A 25,758-nucleotide genomic window follows, 5' to 3' on the forward strand; every position below is an offset into this window, starting at 1 on the left:
CGGCTCCTATGGCCAAGTGACGCGAAATCACACAAGCAATAGATGGTTTCGCTAAGGACTTGGTAATGCTAAGCAAGCTTAGGCAGTCGATACTTACTTAAATTTTAACCCTTTTTACGGTGCCCCGTTGAATTACGCTGGCAAATTTGACGCCGCGACCTCCTTGAACGGCGAGGGTTCCAGCGCGCCCGCCTACGTCCATACCGATTCCTTTGCGGCCAAGCCCTTCATCGCAAAGGCGCACGGTCATGTGCCTGATGGCGCGTTCGTTGTTCCCGACCCCAACCTGATCTTCAACGGCGAGTTCAAGCGCGCCGGCCTCGATCTCGTGCTGTCCCACGAAGGGCATGAGTTCGTGGTTCACGATTATTTCAGGGGCGACAAGCGCGCCGCGATCGCCTCGCCCGACGGCGCCCACCTCACCGGCGACATCGTCAACGCCCTCACCGGCCACGTCCAGGTTGCCCAGGCCGCGCCCGGCGCCGCTGCCGCTCAGGTCATCGGTCACGTCACCAAGCTCGTGGGCAGCGCGACCGCGATCCGCAACGGCGTCTCGGTCATCCTGAACAACGGCGACAATGTCGAGAAGGGCGACGTGGTCTCGACCGGCGCCGATTCGACGCTCGGTATCACCTTCATCGACGGCACCGTGTTCGGCCTGTCCTCCAATGCGCGGATGGTGCTGAACGAGATGGTCTACGACCCCAACGGGTCGAGCAACTCCTCGCTGCTCAGCCTGGTTGCGGGCACCATCACCTTCGTCGCCGGCGAGACCGCCAAGCACGGCGACATGAAGGTCGACACGCCGGTCGCGACCATGGGCATCCGCGGCACCGCGGTGCTGACCCAGATCAACTTCGTCGTTCCCGCCGGCGGCGGCGATCCGCAGCCGCAGGCGAGCTTCCAGGTGCTGGTCGAGCCGAATGGCACGACGGGCTCCTACATCCTGTTCGACAAGATCACGCTGCTGCCGATCGCCACGGTCAACCAGGCCGGCCAGATGATCCAGATCAGCGGCGGCAACGTCTCGATCTCCAATGCGCTGATGTCGCCGGAAATTCAGAAGCTGATCACGGACGTGTTCACGCTGAAGTTCACCGACAACAACACCAACACCAAGCTGACCACGAACTTCACCGACACGATCACGCCGTTCAGCCAGGACCTGGTGTTCAAGTCGGGATCCGGCCCCGTCGTCATCGCGACGTTCGTCAACCTCAATCCGCAGGGACAGGACAACCCCGGCACGTCCACGCCGGCCGCCGTCCGCATTCCCAACCAGCCGGTTGCGCAAAGCTTCGACCTCGGCGGCAATGTGAAAACGGCGTTCGCGCTGACCGAACGCGCGGACACCACCGGCGACACGCACGCTGACACGGTTTCCGGCCTGATCAGATTCGTCGATCAAAACCTCGGCGACCGGCCGTCGGTGAGCGTGAGCCTCGCCGAGGCACCGAACTATGTCTACAAGAACGCCGGCCAGCAGGACGTCACCGGCTCGCTCACCGATCTCCAGAAGCAGGATATCGCGGCGACGCAGATCCAGATCAGCGTCGTTGCCGACTCCGCCAACAACAACAACGGCTCTGCGGTCTGGACCTACACGATCCCGGACAAAGTCTTCGACTTCCTGGCAGCCGGCGAGACGCTGACGCTGACCTACATGGTCCGCGTCGACACCAATTTCACGGTGAGCCCGGAGAGCAAGTTCATCCCGATCACCATCACCATCACGGGAACGAACGACAAGCCCACTGTGGCGACCTCAGGCGGAACCGTCATCGAGAAGGTCGGGACCGGCAACGAAGCTCTGGACACCATCACGGGCACGGTCACCTTCACCGACGTCGATCTGACGGACCGGCCGATCGTGAGCGCGGCGCTGTCGTCCACCCAGCCGTTCAAATATCTCGATGCGGAAGGCAACGATATCACCGCGACGCTGACGCCGGAGCAACGCGCGGCGATCGCCGCCGTCGAGGTGCCGCTGACGGTGGTGCAGGGCGCCGGCAACGGCAACAACGGCTCGGCCACCTGGACCTACAGCGTCCCCGACCATCTGTTCGATTTCCTCGCCGAAGGCGAGACGCTGACCCTCAACTATGTGGTGCAGGTCGACGACGGACACGGCGGCGTGGTCAGCACGCCGATCACGGTGTCCATCAACGGTGCGGACGTCAATGTCGAGGGCACCAACGACGTGCCGACGGTCGTCGAAGACGACACCACCCCGGCCGGTGCGGTGACCGAGGATGCGGCGGCCACGCTCGCAGCGAACGGCACCATTGCCTTCAACGACCCTGATCTCACGGACACGCACAGCGCGAGCTTCGTCCTGAAGTCGACGACTTCGAGCGCACATCTGCCTGGCTTCGGCGACGGCACCTCGCATATCGGCACGTTCGCGCTTGAACCGGTGAGCGAGAGTCCCGGCGTCAGCTCGCGAGGGTCGGTAGTCTGGACCTTCACGCTCAACAATAACGACCCGGTGCTGCAGTCGCTGGCCAAGGGCCAGACCATCACGCAGGTCTATACCGTGACGATCGACGACCATCACGGTGGGACGGTCACCAAGGACGTCACGGTCACCATCACCGGGACCAACGATGCCCCGACCATCACGAGCGACGCAGACGCGGCCAGGGGGAGCGTCACCGAGGATGCCGGCGCGACGCTGGCGACCGGCGGCACGCTGGCGATCCAGGACCTCGACCTGATCGATACTCACACCGCGCAAGCCGTGTTCAAGTCGGCGGCGTCGAGCGCACATCTGCCGGGCTTCGACGGCAACACGCCGCTCGGGACCTTCACGATCGATCCGTCGGTGACCGAATCCAACAGCGACACCAGCAACGGTGCGACGCTGGGCTGGCACTTCACGCTCGACAACAGCAATCCGGTGCTGCAGTCGCTGGCTGAGGGCCAGAGCATCACGCAGGTCTATACCGTCACTTTCACCGACAATAACGGTGCGCAGGTTTCCCAGGACGTCACGGTCATCATCATCGGCACCAACGACGCGCCCATGATCACCAGCGACGCAGACGCGGCCGCGGGGAGCGTCACTGAGGATATCTGCGCCACGCTGTCGATCGACGGCACGCTGGCGATCCAGGATCTCGACCTGATCGACACCCACACTGCGCAGGCCGTGTTCAAGTCGGCGACCTCGAGTGCGCATCTGCCGGGCTTCGACGACGACACCCCGCTCGGCACTTTCACGATTGATCCGTCGGTGCACGAATTCAACACCGACACCGACAATGGTGCGACACTGGGCTGGCACTTCAGCCTCGACAATGGCAATGCGGTGCTGCAATCGCTGGCCGAGGGCCAGATCATCACCCAGGTCTACACCGTCACCTTCACCGACGATCACGGCGCGCAGGTCTCGCAGGACGTCACCGTCACGATCAACGGCGCCAATGACGCGCCGACGATCACGAGTGATGCGGCCGATGCCGCTGGAGCGGTGACCGAGGATGCCTGCGCCACGCTGTCGATCGACGGCACGCTGGCGATCCAGGATCTCGACCTGATCGACACCCACACGGCGCAGGCCGTGTTCAAGTCGTCGACATCGAGCGCGCATCTGCCGGGTTTCGACGACGGCACGCCGCTCGGCACTTTCACGATCGATCCGTCGGTGCACGAATTCAACACCGACACCGACAATGGTGCGACGCTGGGCTGGCACTTCAGCCTCGACAACGGCAATGCGGTGCTGCAATCGCTGGCCGAGGGCCAGACCATCACCCAGGTCTACACCGTCACCTTCACCGACGATCACGGCGCGCAGGTCTCGCAGGAGGTCACCGTCACGATCAACGGCGCCAACGACGCGCCGACGATCACGAGCGACGCCGACGCGGCGACGGGCGCGGTCACCGAGGACGAGGGCGCGTCGCTGACGACCGGCGGCACGCTGGCGATCCAGGACCTCGACCTGATCGACACCCACACGGCGGAGTGGTCGTTCAAGTCGTCGTCCGTCAGCACGGATCTGCCGGGCTTCGGGACCGGTTCGCATATCGGCACCTTCACGATCGACCCGGTGACCGAATCCGGCAGCGACACCAGCAACCGCGCGACACTGGGCTGGCATTTCACCTTGGACAATGACGATCCCGTGCTGCAGTCGCTGGCGGAAGGGCAGACCATCACCCAGGTCTACACCGTCACGTTCGACGACCACCATGGCGGCAAGGTCAGCCAGGACGTCACCGTCACGATCACCGGCACCAACGATGCGCCGGCGGTTTCCTATGTGACGTCGGACTACATGAATTTCGACGGCCAGACGATCGCCGTCGGCGAGGTGCCGACGGTGGCCACCGATGACGTGACGCTGGACGGCTGGGTCAACTGGAACGGCGCGGCAGAGGCCGGCCACGGCCAGATCCTGTTCTACAACGGCAACACCTCGACCACCGGCTTCGGTCTCCTCGGCACCGTCAACACTGATGGCACGATGGAGCTGCAAATTCTCGCGGGCGGCCGCCAGATCGCCGATACCGGCGTGGCACTCACGGCGTCGCAGTGGCACAACATTGCGCTGACGCGCGAGAACGACACCTTCAAGCTCTATCTCGACGGGCACCTCGAATATTCGCACTCATGGACGGTCAACCCGATCGACGGCAGTCCGTCGAATCCGTCGGCGTCCTACATGATGATTGGCGCCGCGAGCGACCCGGGCGCGGCGAGTTTCGGGGAGGAAGGCTTCCATGGCGCGATCGCCGATGTCAGCGTCTGGACCACCGCGCTCACGCAGGCGCAGATCCAGTCGATCGATTTCACCGGCCTCACCGGCAGCGAAGCCAACCTTGCCGCCTATTATCAGCTGAGCGACGGCAGCGGGAACTCCGCCTCCAATGCGGTCAATCCCGCCAAGAGCCTCGCGATCGAGGGCGATGCGGACTGGGCCAGCGGCACCTCCGGGCCCGGCGGCGCCGTTGCCGATCTGATGGAGACCAATGCCGGCCAGCTTGCGCACGGCGTGCTGGCGGTCTCCGACGTCGACGCGATCGATCACGTCACGGTGTCGGTCAGCCAGCTGCAGGTGTCTCTCGGCGGCGTGGCGCAAACCGGCAATGTCGGCGGGCTGTCGCATGAGGCCCTGTTGAACTATCTCACCGTCCCGTCCGGCGACATCCTGAACGGCACCGCCACCCATACGCAGTTCACCTGGGCCTTCAACTCGCAGGGACAGGCCTTTGACTTCCTCGCCGCCGGCCAGACGCTGTCACTGCAATACACGATCGTGCCGTCGGATGCTGATGGCGCTGGCACGGGTGGGGTCGTCACCATCAACATCGCAGGCAGCAACGACGCGCCGACGCTCGATGACGCGACGCTGGCTTCCGTCGCCAGCAATGACAGTGATCCGAGCGGAGCTGCGATCAGCAGCCTGTTCACGGACAAGTTCCACGACGCCGATACCGGCGCGACGTTCAAGGCCGTCGCGGTGACGTCCGACGCCGCCACCGCCGGGCAGGGCGTCTGGCAGTACGCGCTCGCCGGCACGGATCAATGGGCCGATATCGGGCCGGTCAGCGACACGACCGCGCTGGTGCTGAGCCCCGATACGCTGATCCGGTTCGTGCCCGCCAATGGCTTTTCCGGGACGCCGGGCGCCCTGGGGGTCCACGCACTCGACGACACCTATACCGGCGCCATCACGACCGATCTGTCGATCGCGACGATCGATCTTTCGGTCACCGGCACCGGCGGCAAAACTCCGGTCTCGCAGGATCTCACCACCATCGGCACGGAAGTGACTGCTCCCGCCGACGGCCCGGTCATCAATACCGAAAGCTTCCAGGTCGAGCACATCATCGAGAACAGCAACGACATCATCACCGATCTTGTCGTCGTCGACACCGATGCAGGCGCAGCCGCGGATACGTTCACCGTCACGCTGTCGACTGCACATCCGGACGTCAGCACCGTCTATTTCGCTCCGATGACGGGTTCGCTTGACGCAATCAACGCGGGCCTCGCGAGCGGCGGCACTGGCGTCATCTACGATCCGACAGGCGCGAGCACCGATGATTACCCGCAGCCGCCGGCGACCGACCAGATCACGCTGACGGTTACCGACTCGGCCGGCCACTACGACAGTGTCCACTTCATCTTCAACGAGGCCGGCGACACCTTCCAGGGCGTCACCCTGGAAGGCACCAGTGGCAAGGACGTCATCTTCGCGACCGATACGAACGACACGCTGACCGGCGGCGGTGCCAAGGATCAGTTCGTGTTCGCGCCGGGCTTGTTGTATGACGACAACGGACAGCCGATCACCGATTTCTCCCACACCATCACCGATTTCACGGTGGGCCTCGACAAGATCGACCTGCGGCAGTTCTCGGACGTGAGCTCAATGGGCAACCTCGCCATCACCCAGCAACAGAATGGCGACACCCTGATCACCTGGAATCAGGAGATCACGCTGCAATCCGGGCCGATACAGGAACACGAGTCGCTTCTGCTCAAGAACGTGATTGCCGCAAATCTTCAAACCAGCGATTTCATCTTCGGCACGCATGTCACGTGACGACGTCCGGCTCCTTCGGCCAATCGGCACGTAGCCCGACCGCGGCAAAAAATTCATAATCCACCACCGTCAGGGAATAGCCAATCGCGCGCCGACGCTCCATGATCGGTGCGCCCGGCGTGGTGCAGGGCAGGAAGTCCAGCTGGCATGAAACGTCTGAAGATCCTGCGGCGGTGGTTTGCGCGGAAGCTCGGCTTTGCGCGGCTGATGTGCCTTGCGCTGCTGGTTCTGTTTGCCGGCGCGCGCCTCTGGGATCCGCCGCCGATCCAGGAATTGCGGCTGCGCACCTTCGACATGTTCCAGCTGATCGATCCGCGGCACAAGACGGCACGGCCGGTGACCATCGTCGATATCGACGACAAGAGCCTCGCCAAGCTTGGCCAGTGGCCGTGGCCGCGGACGCGGATCGCCGATATGATCCAGAACCTCACCAACAACGGCGCGGTGGCGATCGGCTTCGACGTGGTGTTTTCGGAGCCCGACCGGCTCAATCCGGATCTGGTCGCAGGCCAGATGCGTTATCTCGACGATGCCACGCGTGCCAAGCTGCGCGAGCTGCCGACCAACGACCAGACCCTTGCCGAGGCGATCAAGCGCTCGCGCGTGGTGCTGGGCGAGACCGGGCAGCGGGCGATCTCGTCCGAGATCGACAAGTCGCTGCCTTTCACCGGCGTCGCGACGGTTGGCGAGGAGAATGCCGAACGCTTCCTGTTCGAATTCCCGGGCCTGCTCCGCAACGTGCCCGTCATCGAGAAGGTCGCGGCCGGCCGCGGCCTGTTCACCATCAAGACCGAGCGCGACGGCCTGATCCGCCGCGTGCCGATGGTGATGCGCGCCCAGGGCAACATCATGCCCTCGCTCAGCCTCGAGATTTTGCGCGTCGCCACGGGCACGCCGACGCTGCTGATCCGGACCGACAAGACCGGCGTGCGCGCCGTTCGCCTCAAGGGCGTGGAGATTCCGACCGACAAGAACGGTCAGCTCTGGGTACATTATGCGCGCCAGGATCCTTCGATCTACGTCTCGGCGGCCGACGTGCTCGACAACACCGTGCCGCCCGCCAAGCTCGCCGGCAAGCTGGTGCTGGTCGGCACCTCCGCGGTCGGGCTCAACGACATCAAGACGACGCCGGTGTCCTCGACCATGCCCGGGGTCGAGATCCATGCCCAGGTGCTGGAGAGTGTGCTGAGCGGAGCGGTGATTTCCCAGCCGAACTACGCGCTCGGCGTCGAGCTGCTCGCCGCGCTCGTGATCGGCCTGCTCGTCATCATCTTCACGCCGAATCTCGGTCCCGTGCGCCTCGTGCTCGCCGGTGCGATGTTCGCCGCGATCCTGGTCGGCACGTCCTGGTTCTTCTACGCGCAGTACCGCTACCTCATCGATTTCACCTATCCGCTGCTCTCGACCACGGCGGTCTATCTGACGCTGATCTTCGCCAGCTTCGTGCGCGAGCAGCGTCAGCGCGTGCAGATCCGCGGCATGTTCGCGCAATACATGTCGCCGGTGCTGGTCGAGCAGTTGGCGCAGTCGCCGGAAAAGCTCGTGCTCGGCGGCGAGGAGCGCGAGATGACGATCATGTTCTCCGACGTACGCGGCTTCACCACGATCTCGGAGAGCTACAAGCAGGATCCGCAAGGGCTGATCGCGCTGATGAACCGCTTCCTGACGCCGCTGACCGACGTGATTATCGAGCGCAAGGGCTATATCGACAAGTACATGGGGGACGCCATCATGGCGTTCTGGAACGCGCCGCTCGACGATGCCGAGCACGAGATCAACGCCTGCGAAGCCGCGATCCAGATGCTTGAGCAGATCGACGCCGTCAACAAGGAGCGCGAGCAGGAAGCGGCCGACGGCGGCCACGTCTACATCCCGCTCAATGTCGGCATCGGTCTCAACACCGGCATCGGCGTGGTCGGCAACATGGGGTCCGACCTGAAGAAGAACTATTCGGTGCTCGGCGACAGCGTGAACCTCGCCTCGCGCCTGGAAGGGCAGTCGAAGGAGTACGGCTTTCCCATCATCATCGGCTCCAGGACCGCACTCGCAGCCAAGGAGAAGTTCGCGATCCTCGAGCTCGACTTCATCATGGTCAAGGGCAAGACCGAGCCGGAAGTCATCTACGCCATCGCGGGCCGCGACGACGTGATGCATTCGGCCGCGTTCCAGCGCCTGCGCAACATCACCATCGAGATGCTCGGCTGCTATCGCGGCCGCAACTGGCAGGGCGCACTCGACGCGATCGAGCGCGGCCGCAAAAGCGAGGACGCCGACACGCTGGAGAAGCTGTTCAGGCTCTATGAGGTGCGAATCAAGGATTTCCAGCTCAATCCGCCGCCGGAGGGTTGGACCGGCGCGTATGCGCTGCTGACGAAGTAGCCGTCACACACTCGCCGTCGTCCCGGACAAGCGCGCCTGAAGCGCGCGCCGATCCGGGATCCATAACCCCAGGGAGGAGTGCGGCGCGAGACGGCAACCGCGAGTCTTCGCCAAATCACTCCCTGTGGCTATGGGTCCCGGGTCTGCGCCGACGCTTGCCTGGGACGACAGCGGTGTTTGACGCGGCAGATTGCCCTCACTCCACCCCGATCGTCGTCAGATCCTGGAACCAGTGCTGCGCCTGCACGAACTGCTTGATCTTCGGCGACAGCGCGTGCGGGTTGGTGTCGTGGACGACCCACACCAGCGTGGCATCGTCCACGATCAGCGCATGCGCCTGCGCCAGCAATTCGTCCTGCTTGGCGCTGTCGAAAGTCTGCTTGGCCTCGTCGATCAGCGCATCGACCTTCGGGTTCTTGTAGCCGCCCCAATTGACGCCGACAGGCGCGATCTGGCCGGAATGGAAGAAGCGGACGATGGCGTAGAGCGGGTCGGAGGTGACATAGGCGATGTTGTTGGCGGTGATGCCGGCGTTCATCTCGTCGGCCGCGCCCTTGCGCCAATGCGTATAGAGCGTCTCGAGCTCGACCACCTTGAAGTCGATGTCGATGCCGATCTCCTTGAAGCTCTGCTGCAGGAATTCGTTCATCGGCAGCGACAGCATTTGGCCGGTGCCGCCTTGCGCGATGATGAAGGTGGTCTTGAGCGGCTTTGCCTTGGAGTAGCCGGCCTCCTCGACCAGCTTCTTCGCTGCAGCCAGGTCATATTTCAGTTCGAAGCTCGGCTTGCCGAACCACGGGCTCGACGGGTCGACCTGACCCTTGGCCGGCTTGGCCAGACCGTTCATCAGCCCGACCACCGCCTCGCGATCGATTGCGAGGTTGAGCGCCTTGCGCAGGCGGATGTCGGTCCAGGGCGAGCCCGGCAACACGCTGAGGTGATAGTTCCAGACATGCGGCGTGACGTTGTCGACGAGCTTCATGCCGGCCGCCTTCAGCTGCGGCACGGCATCCGGCGCCGGTGTCTCGATCAGGTCGACTTGCCCTGCGAGCAGCGCATTGGTGCGCGTCAGCGCTTCCGGCATCGGCACCAGCACGATCTTATCGGCCTTGGGAATCCGCTTCGTGTTCCAGTAGTCCGGATTCTTGGTGAGCTCGGCGAGCTCGCGCGGCACCAGTTTCGTCAGCTTGAATGGACCAGTGCCGGAGGGCTGGCTGGCGAACTTGTCCCAATCCTTGCCGAGCTTGTCATATTGCGCCGGGCTCGACACCAGGAACCACAGCATCTGATAGGGAAAGAAGGAATCGACCGTCTTGGTGGTGATCTCCACCGTGAAGTCGTCGATCTTGGCGTAGCTCGCGACGGAGGGCAGGCGGGTCTTCACCTGCGCGCTCTGCCGCTTGTCGAATTGCGGCGCCTTGTCGTTGAGCACCTTGTCCAGATTCCAGATCACCGCATCGGCGTTGAACTCGCTGCCGTCGTGAAACTTCACGCCCTTGCGAAGGGTAAAGCGCCATTTGGTTTTGTCGGCATCGTCGACCTTCCATTCGGTGGCGAGGCCCGGCACCAGCTTGCCGGGTCGATCGGCAACGTCCATCTCCCAGGCGACCAGGGGATCGTAGATCGTGTAGGCCGTGAACTGATAGGCGCCGGCGCCGCGATCGGGCTGGCCGGTGGTCAGCGGAATATCGGCCATCGAGATGCCATAGCGCACCACCGTTTCGGCGCGCGCCGAGATTGCGGACAACGCCAGCGCAAGCACGGCGAGACAGGTCGACAGACGAATACGCATGGCCCAAGCTCCCAGGGAAGAGTTGGGGCCAAACTTGCAATCTTGATGCCAGAATAGGCAACGCGCCGGTTTTGCCCGTGCGTCATCACAAGGACTTGTCGTCGCGGAGGCAATTTGCAGAATAAGTTTCTCCTTGGCATAGCCATTGCATACGATTGCATCAAAATTAATCATCGAAAGCCGAAGAAGGATCGAGGCGATGCTTATCAAGAACAAGAAGACACGGGCGGCGCTGATCGCGCTTTTGGCGCTTGGCAGTGCGGCCGCATGGCCGCGTGTGGCAGCTGCGGAAACTGTGCTGCGGATCGGCATGACCGCTGCCGATATTCCGCGCACGCTGGGCCAGCCCGATCAGGGTTTTGAAGGCAATCGCTTCACCGGCCTCACCATGTATGACGCGCTGACCGGCTGGGACCTGTCCTCTGCCGACAAGGCGAGCGTGGTGATTCCGGGTCTTGCCACCGAGTGGAAGGTCGACGATGCCGACAAGACCAAATGGGTGTTCAAGCTGCGCCCCGGCGTGACCTTCCACGACGGCTCGCCGTTCAACGCCGATGCCGTGGTGTGGAACGTCGAGAAGGTGCTGAAGCAGGATGCGCCGCAATTCGACGCCAGCCAGGTCGGCGTCACCGCCTCGCGCATGCCGACGCTGGCGTCTGCGAAGAAGATCGACGACATGACGGTCGAGCTCACCACCAAGGAGCCAGACAGCTTCCTGCCGATCAACCTCACCAATCTCTTCATGGCGAGCCCGGCGAAGTGGCAGGCCTTCTATGACAAGGCCGAAGGCACTGATGCCAAGGCGAAGTCGCAAACCGCCTGGACCGCCTTCGCCAAAGACGCTTCGGGCACCGGCCCGTGGAAGATGGCGAGCTTCACGCCGCGCGAACGGCTCGAGCTGGTCAAGAATGCGGCCTATTGGGACAAGGGACGTGTGCCGAAGATCGACAAGATGGTGCTCTTGCCAATGCCGGAAGCGAACGCGCGCACCGCGGCGCTGCTCTCGGGGCAGGTCGATTGGGTCGAGGCGCCGGCGCCGGACGCGCTGCCCGAGCTGAAGCAGCGCGGCTTCAAGCTCTACGCCAACGAGCAACCGCATGTCTGGCCGTGGCAGTTCTCGCGCGTCGAAGGCTCGCCGTGGAACGACATCCGTGTGCGCAAGGCTGCGAACCTCTGCGTCGATCGCGAGGGCCTCAAGGACGGCCTGCTCGCCGGCCTGATGGTGCCCGCGACCGGCACCTTCGAGCCCGGCCATCCCTGGCGCGGCAAGCCGACTTTTGAGATCAAGTACGACAAGGCGGCCGCACAAAAGCTGATGCAGGAGGCCGGCTTCGGCCCCAACAAGAAGCTGACGGTCAAGACCCAGACTTCCGCTTCGGGGTCGGGCCAGATGCAGCCCTTGCCGATGAACGAGTATCTCCAGCAGGCGCTTGCGGAATGCTATTTCGATGTGCAGCTCGACGTCATCGAATGGAATACGCTGTTCACCAACTGGCGCCGCGGCGCCAAGGATCCCAGCGCCAACGGCTCGCACGCGACCAACGTGACCTATGCGGCGATGGACCCGTTCTTCGCGCTGGTGCGCTTCCTGCAATCGGGCATGGCGCCGCCGGTCTCGAACAATTGGGGCTTCATCAACAACCCCAAGTTTGACGAGCTGGTGAAGAAGGCGCGGCAGACCTTCGATCCCGCCGCACGTGACGCCGCACTGGCCGAATTGCACGCGGCCTCCGTCGACGACGCGGCCTTCCTTTACGTCGCCCACGACGTCGGCCCGCGCGCCATGAGCCCGAAGGTGACAGGCGTCGTGCAACCGAAGAGCTGGTTCATCGACTTCTCGCCGGTGTCGATGAAGTAGTTCGCGCCGCACGCACAGTGCACCCTCTCCCCTTGTGGGAGAGGGTGGCTTCGCGACAGCGAAGCCGGGTGAGGGGTCTCTCTCCGCGGTTATCGCTTTCGCGTTCGTAACGACTGTATCCGGGGTTGGAACCCCCTCATCCGGCGCTTCGCGCCACCTTCTCCCACAAGGGGAGAAGGGAAGAAAAGAACCAAACGTGCTCGCCTATATTGCCAGACGTATCGTCTACGTCGTCCCGATCGTCATCAGCGTGGCGCTCGTGTGCTTCCTGCTCGTGCACATCACGCCGGGCGATCCGCTGGTCGCGGTGCTGCCGGCCGATGCCTCGCAGGAGCTCGCGGCGCAGCTGCGCGCCGCCTATGGCTTTGATCGTCCTTTGCCGGTGCAGTTCGGGCTTTGGCTGCTGCGCGCCTTGCATGGCGATCTCGGCAATTCCATCGCTACCGGACGCCCCGTGCTCGCCGAGGTCATGCGCGCGGTCGGCAACACCGTCACGCTGGCGATCGCCGCGGCGATCATCGGCTTCACCATGGGCATCCTGCTCGGCCTGATCGCCGGCTATTTCCGCGAGACCTGGATCGACAAGGTTGCCACCTCCTTTGCCATCGCCGGCGTCTCGGTGCCGCACTACTGGCTCGGCATGCTGCTCGTCATCATCTTCTCGGTCCAGCTGAACTGGCTGCCCGCGGTCGGCGCCGGGCCCAGCGGCTCCAACTCCTGGGCCTGGGACTGGGCGCACCTGAAATATCTGGTGCTGCCGGCGATCACGACCTCGGTGATCCCCATGGGCATCGTCACCCGTACGGTGCGTGCCCTCACCGGTGATATCCTCAGCCAGGACTTTGTCGAAGCTTTGCGGGCAAAGGGCTTGCGTGAAACCGGCGTGTTCCGCCACGTCATCAAGAACGCCGCGCCCACCGCGCTCGCGGTGATGGGTCTTCAACTCGGCTACATGCTCGGCGGCTCGATCCTGATCGAGACCGTGTTCTCCTGGCCGGGCTCGGGCTTCCTGCTCAATTCGGCGATCTTCCAGCGCGACCTGCCACTGCTGCAGGGCACGATCCTGATCCTGGCGCTGTTCTTCGTCTTCCTCAATCTGCTGGTCGACATCGCCCAAGCCGCGATCGACCCGCGCATCAAGCGGGGCTAGCCGGATGAGCGAGCTTCCGTTGTCTGCCACCGCCGACGCCGCGCTGCAGGCCGCGCCCGCCACCAAGGCGCGCGGTTATTGGGCGACGGTCGGCCGCCGCATCATGCGCGACAAGGTCAGCACGGCCTGCGCGCTGGTGCTGCTGCTGATCTTCCTTTCCGCGATCCTCGCGCCGTGGCTCGGACTTGAAGACCCGTACAAAGGTTCGATGATTCGCCGCCTGCGCCATATCGGGACGACGGGCTACCCGCTCGGCACCGACGAGCTCGGCCGCGATATGCTGGCGCGGCTGGTCTATGGCGGGCGGCTGTCGCTGGTCATCGGCATCTTGCCCGTGATCCTCGCCTTCTGCTTTGGCACGTCGCTCGGCATCATTGCCGGCTATGTCGGCGGCAAGCTCAACACTGCGATCATGCGCACGGTCGACGTGTTCTACGCCTTTCCTTCCGTGCTGCTGGCGATTGCGATCTCCGGTGCGCTCGGAGCGGGCATCCTCAATTCCATCGTGTCGTTGACCGTCGTGTTCGTGCCGCAGATCACCCGCGTCGCCGAGAGCGTCACCACCGGCGTTCGCAACATGGACTTTGTCGAAGCGGCGCGCGCCTCCGGCGCCGGGCCTTTCACCATCATGCGCGTGCACATCCTGGGCAACGTGCTCGGCGCGATCTTCGTCTATGCCACTAGCCTGATCTCGGTCTCGATGATCCTGGCCGCCGGCCTCTCCTTCCTCGGCCTCGGCACCAAGCCGCCGGAGCCGGAATGGGGCCTGATGCTGAACACCTTGCGCACCGCGATCTACGTCAATCCCTGGGTCGCAGCCTTGCCGGGCGCGATGATCTTCGCGGTCTCGATCTGCTTCAATCTTCTCTCGGACGGCCTGCGCAGCGCCATGGACATCAGGAACTAGGCGATGATGAGAGAGACGCAATTATCTGCGGCGTTGGTGGTGCTACACCTCTCCCGAAGGGAGAGGCGTAGGCCGCCTTTGGCGGCCGTTCCTAAGAACGCCGAAGCGAAGCTTCGGCTATGTTGCATCGCAAGGTGCAATCCGGGTGAGGGGTTACGCTCCACCGAGTTTGCCGCGCCCCCTCACCCGGCGCTTCGCGCCGACCTCTCCCCGACGGGGAGAGAAGGAGCGCGGCCATGACGACGACTGAAACGATCGCCATGCTGGAGCAAGTCGAGGACCGCGGCGGCGTCGCGCAGCCGCTGTTGCAGGTCAACGGCCTGACCAAGCACTTTCCGGTGCGCGGCGGGCTGTTCGCCGCCAAGCGTACCGTGCGTGCGGTCGACAATGTCTCCTTCTCCGTCGCCAAGGGCGAGACGGTCGGCATCGTCGGGGAGTCCGGCTGCGGCAAGTCGACCACTGCGCGGCTGTTGATGCACCTGATGCCGCGCGATGACGGCGATATCATCTATGACGGCATGACTGTCGGCCAGTCGCTGAGCCTGCGTGAGCTGCGCCGCGGCATGCAGATGGTGTTCCAGGACTCCTACGCCTCGCTCAATCCGCGCCTGACGATCGAGGAATCCATCGCCTTCGGCCCCAAGGTCCACGGCATGGCAGACGGCGCGGCACGCAATCTGGCGCGCGAGCTGCTCGGCAAGGTCGGCTTGCGTCCGGAAACCTTCGCCAACCGCTATCCGCACGAGATTTCGGGCGGCCAGCGCCAGCGCGTCAACATCGCCCGTGCGCTTGCTCTCTCGCCGCGGCTGGTGATCCTGGATGAGGCCGTCTCCGCGCTCGACAAATCCGTCGAGGCCCAGGTGCTCAATCTGCTCGCCGACCTCAAGCGGGAGTTCGGCCTGACCTATCTCTTCATCAGCCACGACCTCAACGTCGTCCGCTACATCTCGGACCGCGTGCTGGTGATGTATCTCGGCGAGGTCGTCGAGCTCGGTCCGGTCGACCAGGTCTGGGACGCGCCGGCGCACCCCTACACGCGCGCCCTTCTCGCGGCGATGCCGTCATCGGACCCCGACAAGCGCACCGAGACGCCGCCAATATCAGGCGACCCGCCCAATCCGATCGATCCGCCCTCGGGCTGTCGCTTCCACACCCGTTGTCCGTTTGCGGAGCCGCTCTGCGCAAATGCGACACCAAAGCTCACCGCGCTCGATAGAATGGGCCACGAGGCCGCGTGCTACATGGCGATACCGGGTTCAGGCCACAGCCGCGCGCCCAGGGAGAAAACCGCATGACCAGACCGACGCCGAAAGAGATCAAGCCGATCGCGCAAATTGCCGGCGTGCCCGTGGACGACGAGATCGCAACCCGCATCTCCAATGCCATCGGACCTGCCTTCGAAGGCTTCGCCGCCATCGCCGGCACGCTGCCATTCGATCTCGAGCCCGCCGGCTATGTGCTCGCGCAGACCCAGAAGGTGTCGAAATGAGCCGTGAGCCCGCCTTGATGACGCTCACCGAGGTCGCGCGTGCGATCGCGATGAAGCAGCTGTCCTCGCAAGAGGTGACGCGTGCGCTGCTGCACCGCATCGGGCAATGGCAGCCGCACCTCAACGCGTTCATGTCGCTCGAAGCGGAGGCCGCGCTGAAGGCGGCCGAGGCCGCCGATTCCGAGCTCGCCAAGGGCAATATTCGCGGGCCGCTGCATGGCGTGCCGCTCGCGCACAAGGACATGTATTACGACGCCGGCCACGTCACGACCTGCGGCTCGCTGATCCGCCGCGATTTCGTGCCGACCGTCACGTCGACGGCCTTGCAACGGCTGAAGGACGCCGGCCAGGTCCGCCTCGGCACGCTGCATCTGGCCGAGTTCGCCTATGGCCCAACCGGTCACAACGCCCACTATGGCCCGGTGCGCAATCCCTGGAACGTCGCCCACATCACCGGCGGCTCCTCATCCGGCTCCGGCTCCGCGGTCGCCGCGCGGCTGACCTATGCCGCGCTCGGCTCGGACACCGGCGGCTCGATCCGCATGCCCGCGCATTTCTGCGGCGTCACCGGCCTCAAGACCACCGTGGGCCGCGTCAGCCGCGCCGGCGCAATGCCGCTGTCGCAATCGCTCGACACCGTCGGCCCGCTCGCCCGCACCGCCGAGGATTGCGGGCTGCTGCTGGCGCTGATGGCCGGCCCCGATCCCGCCGATTCGACCTGCAGCCACGAGCCGTTGTCGGACTACGTCGCGGCGACGAAAGGCTCGCTGAAGGGCCTCAAGATCGGCGTGCCCGCGTCCTTCTATGTCGACGATCTCGACAGCGAGGTCGCGCGCGTGCTGGACGAGACCATCGCGGTGCTCAAGCGCGAAGGTGCCGACATCGTCAAGGTCGAGCTGCCGGACCAGCGGCAATTGTCCTCGGCCAGCCAGCTCGTGCTCGCCGCGGAAGCTGCCGCCTTCCACAAGCGCTGGATGATCGAGCGTCCGCAGGATTATGGCGCGCAGGTCTTGATGCGGCTCCAGAACGGTCTCACCATTCCCGCCATCACCTATCTGGAGGCAATGCGCTGGCGCGGCCCCGCGCTTGCCGCCCACAGTGCCGCGACAGCGGGAGTCGATGCCGTGATCGCACCGGCCTCGCCGGTGCCGGCACCGACGATCGAGGAGAGCGACGTCGGCGGCGGCCCGAACGCGCCGGCGCTGTTGCAGCGGCTCACGCTGTTCACCCGCCCGGTGAATTTTTTGGGCCTGCCCTCGCTCACCGTGCCCTCGGGCTTCACCAAAAGCGGCCTGCCGGTCGGCATGCAGCTGATCGGCCGCTCCTTCGACGAAGCCACCCTGCTCACCATCGGCTCGGCCTTCCAGCGCGCCACCGACTATCACGATCGATTGCCCAAGCTGCCGTCATGACCAAACTCGTCGAGATATCAGGCCTCAACATCCGCTTCACCGGCGAGCGCACGGTCTATGCCGTGAACGACCTCAGCCTGTCGCTCGGCAACAGCGAGGTGCTGGGCCTGCTCGGCGAATCCGGTTCGGGCAAGAGCGTGACCTTGCGTGCGCTGATGCGGCTGTTGCCGAAGAAGCGCACGCAGATCTCGGGCACGGTCAACGTGATGGGACAGGACGTGCTCGCCATGAACGACGAGCAGCTGTCGTCGTTTCGCGGCCAGACCGTGTCGATGATCTTCCAGGAGCCCGCGCTCGCGCTCGATCCGGTCTATACCATCGGCGCGCAGATCGCCGAGAGCGTGGTGCGCCATGAAGGCAAGAGCTTTGCCGAAGGGCGGGCGAGGGCGCTCGAAATGCTCGAGGTCGTGCGCATTCCCTCGGCGAAACGCCGCCTCGATGCCTATCCGCACGAGATGTCCGGCGGCATGCGCCAGCGCGCGATGATCGCGCTGGCGCTCGCCTGCCGGCCAAAAATCCTGCTGGCGGACGAGCCGACCACGGCGCTCGATGCCACCGTGCAGATCCAGATCCTGTTGCTGCTGCGCGAGCTGCAGCGCGAGTTCGGCATGTCCGTCATCTTCGTCACCCACGACATCGGGGTCGCCATCGAGATTTGCGACCGCGTCGCGGTGATGTATGCCGGCCAGATCGTGGAGCAGGGCACGCTTCGCGACATCGTCCGTTCGCCGGTGCATCCCTACGCCAAGGGCCTGCTCGCCTCCACCATCCACGGCGCCAAGCGCGGGGCGCGGTTGGAAACGATCCCTGGTACCCCGCCCTCGCTGGCCGAAAGGCCCCACAACTGCTCCTTCGCCCCCCGCTGCAAGCTCGCCGAGCCGCGTTGCCTGGAGCAACTGCCTGCGAATGTGGAGGTCGGCCCGGGGCGGGCGGCGCGGTGCGTGCTGGCGGAGCCCGTCACCGCGGTGTCATAGTTTCGGACGAGTTGACCCAGGCTGCGGCAACGCGAGCCTCGTCATACCATTCACACCCCATTCATCCCGGTTCCCGTTCCATGGCTGCGTTCACGGAGAGGGACCTCACTTATGTACATTTCCAACGAAGGCCTGCTCGTCATCCTGTTCGTTGGCCTGGTCGCCGGCTGGCTTGCCGGCAAGGTGGTGCGCGGGACCGGGTTCGGCATCATCGGCGACATCGTGGTCGGCATCGCCGGCGCGCTGGTGGCGAGCTTCCTGTTTCCGAAGCTCGGCATTCGGCTCGGCACCGGCCTGGTATCCGAGATCGTTTATTCAGCGATCGGCGCGGTCATCCTGCTGCTGGTGGTGCGGCTGGTGCGCGGCGGCGGCCGGCTCTAGCCGGCCGCTCGGTTCGATCGATCGGAACTTGCCGCCTCTCCTTCGCTGGGGAGGGCGGCAGCCTCTGCACCAAAAAGCCGCAAAGACTGTGAAATACCGGACTTGCGTGTGCGGCCGTCAGGGGTAGATGTGGCCCGTCAGCGTTCTGGATGAACTCGGCTGCGTTGGACGCAGAGTGAACAGGATGTTAATCGGGGGCGAGTACCCTGAATTGCCCGTGAAATCAGGGGCTGTGGCCCCCACCTGAAAGAGATCAGACTGATGGCAGCCATCCCTGGCGTCCGCCGTTCAGAGCTCGGTGACGCCTTGCGCGCTTGTCGCACGGCATTCATCGGCGTCGGCTTGATGAGCTGCATGATCAACCTGCTCTATCTGACCGGGTCGATCTTCATGCTGGAGGTCTATGACCGGGTGCTGCCGAGCCGCAGCATTCCGACCCTGGTCGGCCTCATCATCCTCGCCAGCTTCCTCTACATGGCGCAGGGCGTGCTCGACATGATCCGCAACCGCATCCTGGGGCGGATCGGTACCGCGCTCGACGAGGCCCTCAACAAGCGCGTGTTCGACACCGTCGTGCGCCTGCCGCTCCTGGTCGGCAGCCGCAACGAGGGACTGCAGCCGCTGCGCGATCTCGACAATGTCCGCTCCTTCCTCGGCGGCATGGGCCCGAGCGCGTTCTTCGATCTGCCCTGGCTGCCGCTCTATCTCGCCATCTGCTTCGCCTTTCACGTCCTGATCGGCGTCACCGCGCTGGTCGGCGCCATCATCCTGGTCGGCTTGACGCTGGTCACCGAGTTCATGTCCCGCCAGCCGGCGAAAGAGGCGATGGGTCTTGCCGCCCAGCGCAACGATCTCGCCCAGGCCAGCCGCCGCAACGCCGAGGTCATGGTGTCCATGGGCATGGCCGGCCGGATGAACCAGCGCTGGAGCGAGGCCAACGAAAAATACCTGGCCGGCAATCAGCGGGCGAGCGACGTCGCTGGCGGTCTCGGCGCGGTCGCGAAAGTGCTGCGCATGATGCTGCAATCGGCCGTGCTCGCGGTCGGCGCCTATCTCGTCATCCACCAGGAGGCGACCGCCGGCATCATCATCGCCGGCTCGATCCTGTCCGCCCGCGCGCTCGCGCCGGTCGATCTCGCCATTGCGCACTGGAAATCCTTCGTCGCCGCGCGCCAGAGCTGGCACCGCCTCACGCGTCTATTGGAGCAGATGCCGGCGCAGACGATGCCGACCCAGTTGCAGGCGCCCACCAGCCGGCTCTCGGTCGAAGGCGTCGCCATGGTGCCGCCCGGCGATCAGCGTCTCGTGGTGCAGGACATCACCTTCACGCTCGCCGCCGGCAACGGCCTCGGCGTGATCGGCCCGAGCGGCTCCGGCAAGTCGTCATTGATCCGCGCGCTGGTCGGGGTCTGGCAGCCGGTGCGCGGCAAGGTGCGGCTCGACGGCGCGGCGCTCGATCAATGGTCCTCCGACATGCTCGGCCGCCACATCGGCTACCTGCCGCAGGACGTCGAATTGTTCGGCGGCACCATCGCGCAGAACATCAGCCGGTTCGATCCCGCGGCGACCTCTGAAGGCATCATCGCGGCTGCGAAGGAAGCCGGCGTGCACGAGATGATCATCAAGATGCGCGAGGGCTACAACACGCAAGTCGGCGAGCAGGGCGCTGCACTGTCGGCAGGCCAGGCGCAGCGCGTGGCGCTGGCACGCGCGCTCTACGGCAACCCCTTCCTGATCGTGCTCGACGAGCCCAACTCAAATCTCGACACCGAGGGCGATGAGGCGCTGACCCGCGCCATCCGCTCAGCGCGCGAGCGCGGCGCCATCGTCGTCGTGGTGGCGCACCGGCCGATCGGCGTCGAGGCGGTCGACCAGATCCTGGTGCTGCGCGACGGCCGCATGCAGACGTTCGGACCGAAAGAGCAGGTGCTCGCCCAGGTGCTGCAGCCGCGCGTGACGCCGCCGGCACCGATCAAGATCGTCAGTGAAGGCGGAGTGGCCAAATCATGAGCACAAAGTCATGAGCACGATGGCCATCGGCGGCCCGAAGCCTGCCGCGAAGAAGACCGTTCGGGACTCGATCAAGTTTCACCTGCTGCTCGGACTTGGCATCGTGCTGGTCCTGGTCGTCGGCCTCGGCGGCTGGGCGTCGACCGTCTTGATCTCGGGCGCGCTGATCGCGCCGGGCCAGATCGTGGTCGAATCCAACGTCAAGAAGGTGCAGCATCCGACCGGCGGCGTGGTCGGCGAGGTGCGCGCCCGCGACGGCGACCTGGTCAAGGCCGGCGACATCGTGGTGCGCCTCGACGACACCGTGACCAAGGCGAATCTTGCGATCGTCACCAAGAATCTCGACGCTGCGCAGGCGCGCGCGGCACGACTGCAGGCCGAGCAGCGCGGTGTCGACAAGATCGAATTCCCGCAAAGCCTCCTCGATCGCGCCAGCGATCCCGACGTCAAGCTGCTGCTCTCCGCCGAGACCAAGCTGTTCGACGTCCGCGTCAACGGCCGCACCGGACAGAAAGCCCAGCTGCGCGAGCGCATCACGCAGCTCAACGAGGAGATCGCGGGGCTCAGCGCCCAGGAGAAGGCCAAGGATCAGGAGATCGCGCTGGTGCAGAACGAGCTCACCGGCGTGCGCGAGCTCTACGACAAGCGTCTGGTGCAGCTCTCGCGCCTGACCCAGCTCGAACGCGACTCGGCCCGTCTCAACGGCGAGCGCGCGCAGTACATCGCCTCGCGCGCCCAGGCCAAGGGCAAGATCACCGAGACCGAGCTGCAGATCATCCAGGTCGACAAGGACGTCGTGAGTGAAGTCTCCAAGGACCTGCGCGAGACCAACGACAAGATCGGTGAGCTGATCGAGCGCAAGGTCGCCGCCGAAGACCAGCTCCGCCGCGTCGACATCCGCGCGCCGCAGGACGGCATGGTGCTGCAATCGACGGTGCACACGGTCGGCGGCGTCGTCACCGCCGGCGATACCCTGATGCTGATCGTGCCGCAGGCCGACGATCTCCAGGTCGAGGCCAAGGTCAATCCGGTCGACATCGACAAGCTCCAGATCGGCCAGAAGACGCTGCTGCGCCTCTCCGCGTTCAACCAGCGCACCACGCCCGAGCTCAACGGCGTCGTCAGCCGCGTCTCGCCCGACGTCACCACCGACCAGCGCACCGGCCAGGGCTACTACACCATCCGCGTCTCGATGCCGGCCGAAGAGGTCGCCCGGCTCGGCGACGTCAAGCTGATTCCCGGCATGCCCGTGGAAGCCTTCGTCCAGACCGGCGACCGCACCATGCTGTCCTATCTGATGAAGCCGCTGCACGACCAGCTGATGCGCGCCTTCCGGGAGAAGTGACGCGCGACAGCGCGTCGTCTTTCCTCGTCATTGCGAGCGTAGCGAAGCAATCCAGACTGCCTCCGCGGACAGATTTCTGGATTGCTTCGCTGCGCTCGCAATGACGACTTGGCTGTCAGTTTGCTATACTGCGACTGCAAACAGTAACCCGGCGGTCGAACCATGCAGTCCCCTCCGTCCATCGCCACCAAATCCTTCTCCGATGCGTCCGCGGCCGTCGCCCGCCTCGAAGAGATCTACGAGCGCAACACGAAATTCCTGCGCGACCGGTTCGAGGCTTACGTCAATGGCGAAGCGATCACGACGCGGGTCCGGGCCCACTATCCCTTCGTCCGTCTCACCACCGCGACGCATGCGCGACTGGATTCGCGTCTCGCTTATGGCTTCGTCGCCGGCCCCGGCGTGCACGAGACCAGCGTCACGCGGCCGGATCTGTTCCGCAGCTATCTCACCGAGCAGATCGGGCTCCTGATCCAGAACCATGGCGTTCCCGTCGAGATCGGCGAGTCCGCCGAGCCGATTCCGATCCACTTCGCCTATCGCCGCGACATCAACATCGAAGCCGCCATCACGACCAGCGAGAGCTCCGCCGTCACGCGGTCGCTGCGCGACGCGTTCGACGTGCCTGATCTCGCGACGATGGACGATTCGATTGCAGACGGCACCTTCGAGCTCCAGCCGGGGGCGCCCGAACCGCTGTCCCTGTTCCGCGCCGCCCGCGTCGATTACTCGTTGCGCCGGCTCTATCACTACACCGGCACCGACCCCGAATATTTCCAGAACTTCGTGATCTTCACCAACTACCAGTTCTATGTCGACGCCTTCGCGCAACTCTGCCAGCAGCGGCTTCAGTCCGGCGAGGCCGGCCTCGAAGCCTTTGTCGCGCCGGGCAACGTCATCACAAGCAGTGGTGGAGCAATCAGCGGCATGGCGCCCCTGCGCGCACCGCAGATGCCGGCCTTCCACCTGGTCGCACCCGGCTATCGCGGCATCACTCTGATCAACATCGGCACCGGTCCGTCCAATGCGCGCAACGTCACCGACCACGTCGCCGTGCTGCGCCCGCATGCCTGGCTGATGCTCGGCCATTGCGCGGGCCTGCGCAACACGCAGCGGCTCGGCGACTATGTGCTCGCGCACGGCTATGTCCGCGAGGACCATGTGCTCGATCGCGAGTTGCCGCTGTGGGTGCCGATCCCGGCGCTGGCCGAGATGCAGGTCGCGCTCGAGGAGGCGGTCGAGGACGTCACGGGGCTTGAAGGTTTCGAGCTCAAGCGCCTGATGCGCACCGGCACGGTGGCGAGCGTCGACAACCGCAACTGGGAGATTTCCGGGCCTGAAGTGATCCGCCGCCTGTCGCAATCGCGCGCGGTCGCGCTCGATATGGAATCGGCTGCCATCGCCGCCAACGGCTACCGCTTCCGCGTTCCCTACGGCACGCTGCTCTGCGTCTCCGACAAGCCGCTGCACGGTGAGATCAAGCTCGCCGGCATGGCCAGCGAATTCTACCGCCGCCGCGTCGGTCAGCATCTCGAGATCGGCCTGAAGGCGCTGGAGCGGCTCAAGCAGCAGGAATCGGAGCGGTTGCATTCGCGCAAGCTTCGCAGCTTTGCCGAAGTGGCGTTCCAGTAAAGGACAACAGAGCTGTCGTACGAACGCTGACGTCTCCGTGAGCGCAACGTCCCGGAATATTGTTGCAAGCGCAGGGGTTATCACCTCGTCCGGGGCCGCTCGAAGCAGTAGGAGACAGACATGATCACAGCGATGATCAGACTCGTCGCGCTGGGTACGTTTGCGGCAGCCTTGCTGAGCTTGCCGGCCTTTGCCGCCGGAGGCGGCGGTGGTGGAGGCGGTGGAGGCGGCCTCAGCTCCACGGATCCGTATGCCGGGGCCTATTCGGATCAGAAGCCGCAGCCAACCTATCCGAAGCGCCCGGACACCAAGTCCACCCACAAGGGTAAGAAGCCGAACAACCAGTCCAGCATCGACGATCCCGCATTCGCGGCCGGCTATCGTATGGCCTATGACACGATCTACCAGCGCAACGACTATGCGGCCGCGATCGCGCAATTGACGTCACTTGGCCATGACGATCATCCGAACGTCGCCAACCTGATCGGGTATTCCTATCGCAAGCTCGGCGACTACGAGCAGGCCCAGGCCTGGTACGAGCGCGCATTGAAGGCAGATCCGAACCACGTGCTGACGTGGCAATATTATGGACTGTGGCAGCTCGAGCGCGGCAATCGCGAGCAAGCGCTCTATCACCTTGGCCGAATTGCATCGATCTGCGGAACCGATTGCGAGGAGTATCGATCGCTGGCCGCGGCGCTCGATAAGCCGACCGGCACGGCGCTCGTCTACTGAAGCTGAAGAGCAGCCGGGTCATTGAGCCGCGCTGCTGATGGGCTTCGGATGATAGCCATGTCCTTTGGTTCGGATAGTGACAAGGCGTCAGATTTTCAGCATTGTCCCGTTCGGGGGGTACGAACGGGACAATTGGATGCCGCTGACGCGCGACAAGATCATCGGCCATGACCTTGAACGGCTGGCCTTTCGCTTCACCATGCTGAACGACGGCGATGTGGTGCAGTGCCAGATCAGCGACGCCGCGATGGACGAGCTCGCGGGCATGCAGGGCACCGAAAGCAGTGCGCGTCAAGCGCAATTCCTGTCGCTGCGCGAGACCATCGAGCGGATCGCGTCAGATCTCTACGACGAGGCGCCGCGATTTCCGGGCTATGTGGTGCGGATTTTCATGCGGCATTTGGGACGGTAGCTGTCGCTCCATATTCCGCCGTCATCGCTCCCCACTCTCCGCTGTCATGCCCCGGCTTGACCGGGGCATCCAGTACGCCGCGGCCCGTCGATTCAATCATAGCCGCCTCGGAGTACTGGATCGCCCGGTCAAGCCGGGCGATGACAGCAGTGTTGGTAGCGGGGCTATCCCGGCTCACTTCATCCGTGCCGCCGCTCACCCCTCCAGCTTCCTCAGCAGCAACCTTAGCGCCGTCGCCGCGAACATCTGCATGTTGGCGAGCCGGTCATTGCTATCAGTCTCCAGCGTCATCACCTCTGACGCAGGCCCCGCAATCGCCATACAGCTATGGCCGGCGGCATCGCCGTAGCGGTTGCCGGCGGGGCCGGCGGCGCCGGTCTCGGACAGGCCCCAGTCGCAATTGAAGCGGCTGCGCATCTGCTCGGCCAGCAGCTTTGCATAAGGCTCCGAGGACGACCGAAAGCCCTTCATTCCTTCGTCCGAAATATCCATCAGCACGCGCCTGGCATCGCGGGTGTAGACCACGGCGCCGCCGAGGAAATAGGCGGATGCGCCGGGCACCGCGAGCAGGCTGGCCGCGATCAGGCCGCCGGCTGATGATTCCGCAACCGCAATGGTCTGTTTGCGCGCGATCAGTTGTGCTGCAACCTGTTCCGCGATGCCGACGAGCTCTTTCATTCTGTACCCCTCATTCCTTCGCAACCGAGCTCAGCCTTCCTAGCATAT

17 protein-coding genes are annotated in these 25,758 nt (G+C 64.6%); 15 read left to right on the plus strand and 2 right to left on the minus strand.

The genetic code is table 11. The features are described 5' to 3' along the window. The first annotated feature begins 127 nt into the window (after window positions 1-127). The gene (locus CVM73_RS12385; RefSeq protein WP_430641297.1) at window positions 128-6,556 is read left to right on the plus strand and encodes a VCBS domain-containing protein; all 6,429 of its coding nucleotides are present in this window, start codon (window positions 128-130) and stop codon (window positions 6,554-6,556) included. A gap of 147 nt (window positions 6,557-6,703) precedes the next feature. Then, on the plus strand, window positions 6,704-8,935 hold the full coding sequence (locus CVM73_RS12390) for a CHASE2 domain-containing protein (protein ID WP_100232265.1): 2,232 nt from the start codon (window positions 6,704-6,706) through the stop codon (window positions 8,933-8,935). A 196-nt stretch (window positions 8,936-9,131) separates the two neighbouring features. Here CVM73_RS12390 and CVM73_RS12400 read toward each other — a convergent pair whose 3' ends face one another. Next, window positions 9,132-10,727, minus strand: coding sequence for an ABC transporter substrate-binding protein (locus tag CVM73_RS12400; RefSeq protein WP_100232266.1), 1,596 nt, complete (start codon window positions 10,725-10,727; stop codon window positions 9,132-9,134). Window positions 10,728-10,926: 199 nt separating this feature from the next. On the opposite strand from CVM73_RS12400, the gene CVM73_RS12405 reads away from it, so the two are divergent. The 13 genes from CVM73_RS12405 (at window position 10,927) to CVM73_RS12465 (ending at window position 25,032) form a co-directional block, all read left to right on the plus strand. Then, entirely contained in the window at window positions 10,927-12,585 is a 1,659-nt protein-coding gene (locus tag CVM73_RS12405) for an ABC transporter substrate-binding protein (RefSeq protein ID WP_100232267.1), read from the plus strand. Between the two features lie 196 nt (window positions 12,586-12,781). Next, window positions 12,782-13,735 carry an ABC transporter permease gene (locus CVM73_RS12410; protein WP_100232268.1) on the plus strand — a complete coding sequence of 318 codons (954 nt, stop codon included), beginning with the start codon at window positions 12,782-12,784 and terminating at the stop codon, window positions 13,733-13,735. A gap of 4 nt (window positions 13,736-13,739) precedes the next feature. After that, complete coding sequence (locus tag CVM73_RS12415) at window positions 13,740-14,642, plus strand: ABC transporter permease (RefSeq protein ID WP_100232269.1); 903 nt, start codon at window positions 13,740-13,742, stop codon at window positions 14,640-14,642. A gap of 236 nt (window positions 14,643-14,878) precedes the next feature. After that, on the plus strand, window positions 14,879-15,937 hold the full coding sequence (locus tag CVM73_RS12420) for an ABC transporter ATP-binding protein (RefSeq protein WP_167406802.1): 1,059 nt from the start codon (window positions 14,879-14,881) through the stop codon (window positions 15,935-15,937). After that, window positions 15,934-16,131 (plus strand): hypothetical protein, encoded by a 198-nt coding sequence (locus tag CVM73_RS12425; RefSeq protein WP_024338962.1) that lies wholly within the window; start codon window positions 15,934-15,936, stop codon window positions 16,129-16,131. The genes CVM73_RS12420 and CVM73_RS12425 overlap by 4 nt, the downstream gene beginning before the upstream one ends. Then, window positions 16,128-17,543 (plus strand): amidase, encoded by a 1,416-nt coding sequence (locus CVM73_RS12430; RefSeq protein WP_100232271.1) that lies wholly within the window; start codon window positions 16,128-16,130, stop codon window positions 17,541-17,543. The genes CVM73_RS12425 and CVM73_RS12430 overlap by 4 nt, the downstream gene beginning before the upstream one ends. After that, complete coding sequence (locus tag CVM73_RS12435) at window positions 17,540-18,517, plus strand: ABC transporter ATP-binding protein (protein WP_100232272.1); 978 nt, start codon at window positions 17,540-17,542, stop codon at window positions 18,515-18,517. The genes CVM73_RS12430 and CVM73_RS12435 overlap by 4 nt, the downstream gene beginning before the upstream one ends. A 111-nt stretch (window positions 18,518-18,628) precedes the next feature. Beyond that, window positions 18,629-18,898 carry a GlsB/YeaQ/YmgE family stress response membrane protein gene (locus tag CVM73_RS12440; RefSeq protein WP_100232273.1) on the plus strand — a complete coding sequence of 90 codons (270 nt, stop codon included), beginning with the start codon at window positions 18,629-18,631 and terminating at the stop codon, window positions 18,896-18,898. A 261-nt stretch (window positions 18,899-19,159) separates the two neighbouring features. Continuing rightward, entirely contained in the window at window positions 19,160-20,908 is a 1,749-nt protein-coding gene (locus CVM73_RS12445; protein ID WP_100232274.1) for a type I secretion system permease/ATPase, read from the plus strand. A 10-nt stretch (window positions 20,909-20,918) separates the two neighbouring features. Then, a complete protein-coding gene (locus CVM73_RS12450) occupies window positions 20,919-22,253 on the plus strand; it encodes an HlyD family type I secretion periplasmic adaptor subunit (protein ID WP_167406803.1) in 1,335 nt (444 codons plus the stop codon). Window positions 22,254-22,415: 162 nt separating this feature from the next. Continuing rightward, a complete protein-coding gene (locus tag CVM73_RS12455) occupies window positions 22,416-23,885 on the plus strand; it encodes an AMP nucleosidase (protein WP_100232276.1) in 1,470 nt (489 codons plus the stop codon). A 120-nt stretch (window positions 23,886-24,005) separates the two neighbouring features. Then, a complete protein-coding gene (locus CVM73_RS12460; protein ID WP_100232277.1) occupies window positions 24,006-24,620 on the plus strand; it encodes a tetratricopeptide repeat protein in 615 nt (204 codons plus the stop codon). A gap of 136 nt (window positions 24,621-24,756) precedes the next feature. Then, the gene (locus tag CVM73_RS12465; protein ID WP_100232278.1) at window positions 24,757-25,032 is read left to right on the plus strand and encodes a DUF1488 family protein; all 276 of its coding nucleotides are present in this window, start codon (window positions 24,757-24,759) and stop codon (window positions 25,030-25,032) included. A 195-nt stretch (window positions 25,033-25,227) separates the two neighbouring features. On the opposite strand, the gene CVM73_RS12470 is transcribed toward CVM73_RS12465, so the two are convergent. Continuing rightward, window positions 25,228-25,710: a CinA family protein gene (locus CVM73_RS12470; RefSeq protein ID WP_100232279.1), complete on the minus strand. Its 483-nt coding sequence runs from the start codon at window positions 25,708-25,710 to the stop codon at window positions 25,228-25,230. Window positions 25,711-25,758 lie beyond the last annotated feature (48 nt).

The sequence above is a fragment of the Bradyrhizobium forestalis genome (genome assembly GCF_002795245.1).
GTDB lineage: Bacteria > Pseudomonadota > Alphaproteobacteria > Rhizobiales > Xanthobacteraceae > Bradyrhizobium > Bradyrhizobium forestalis.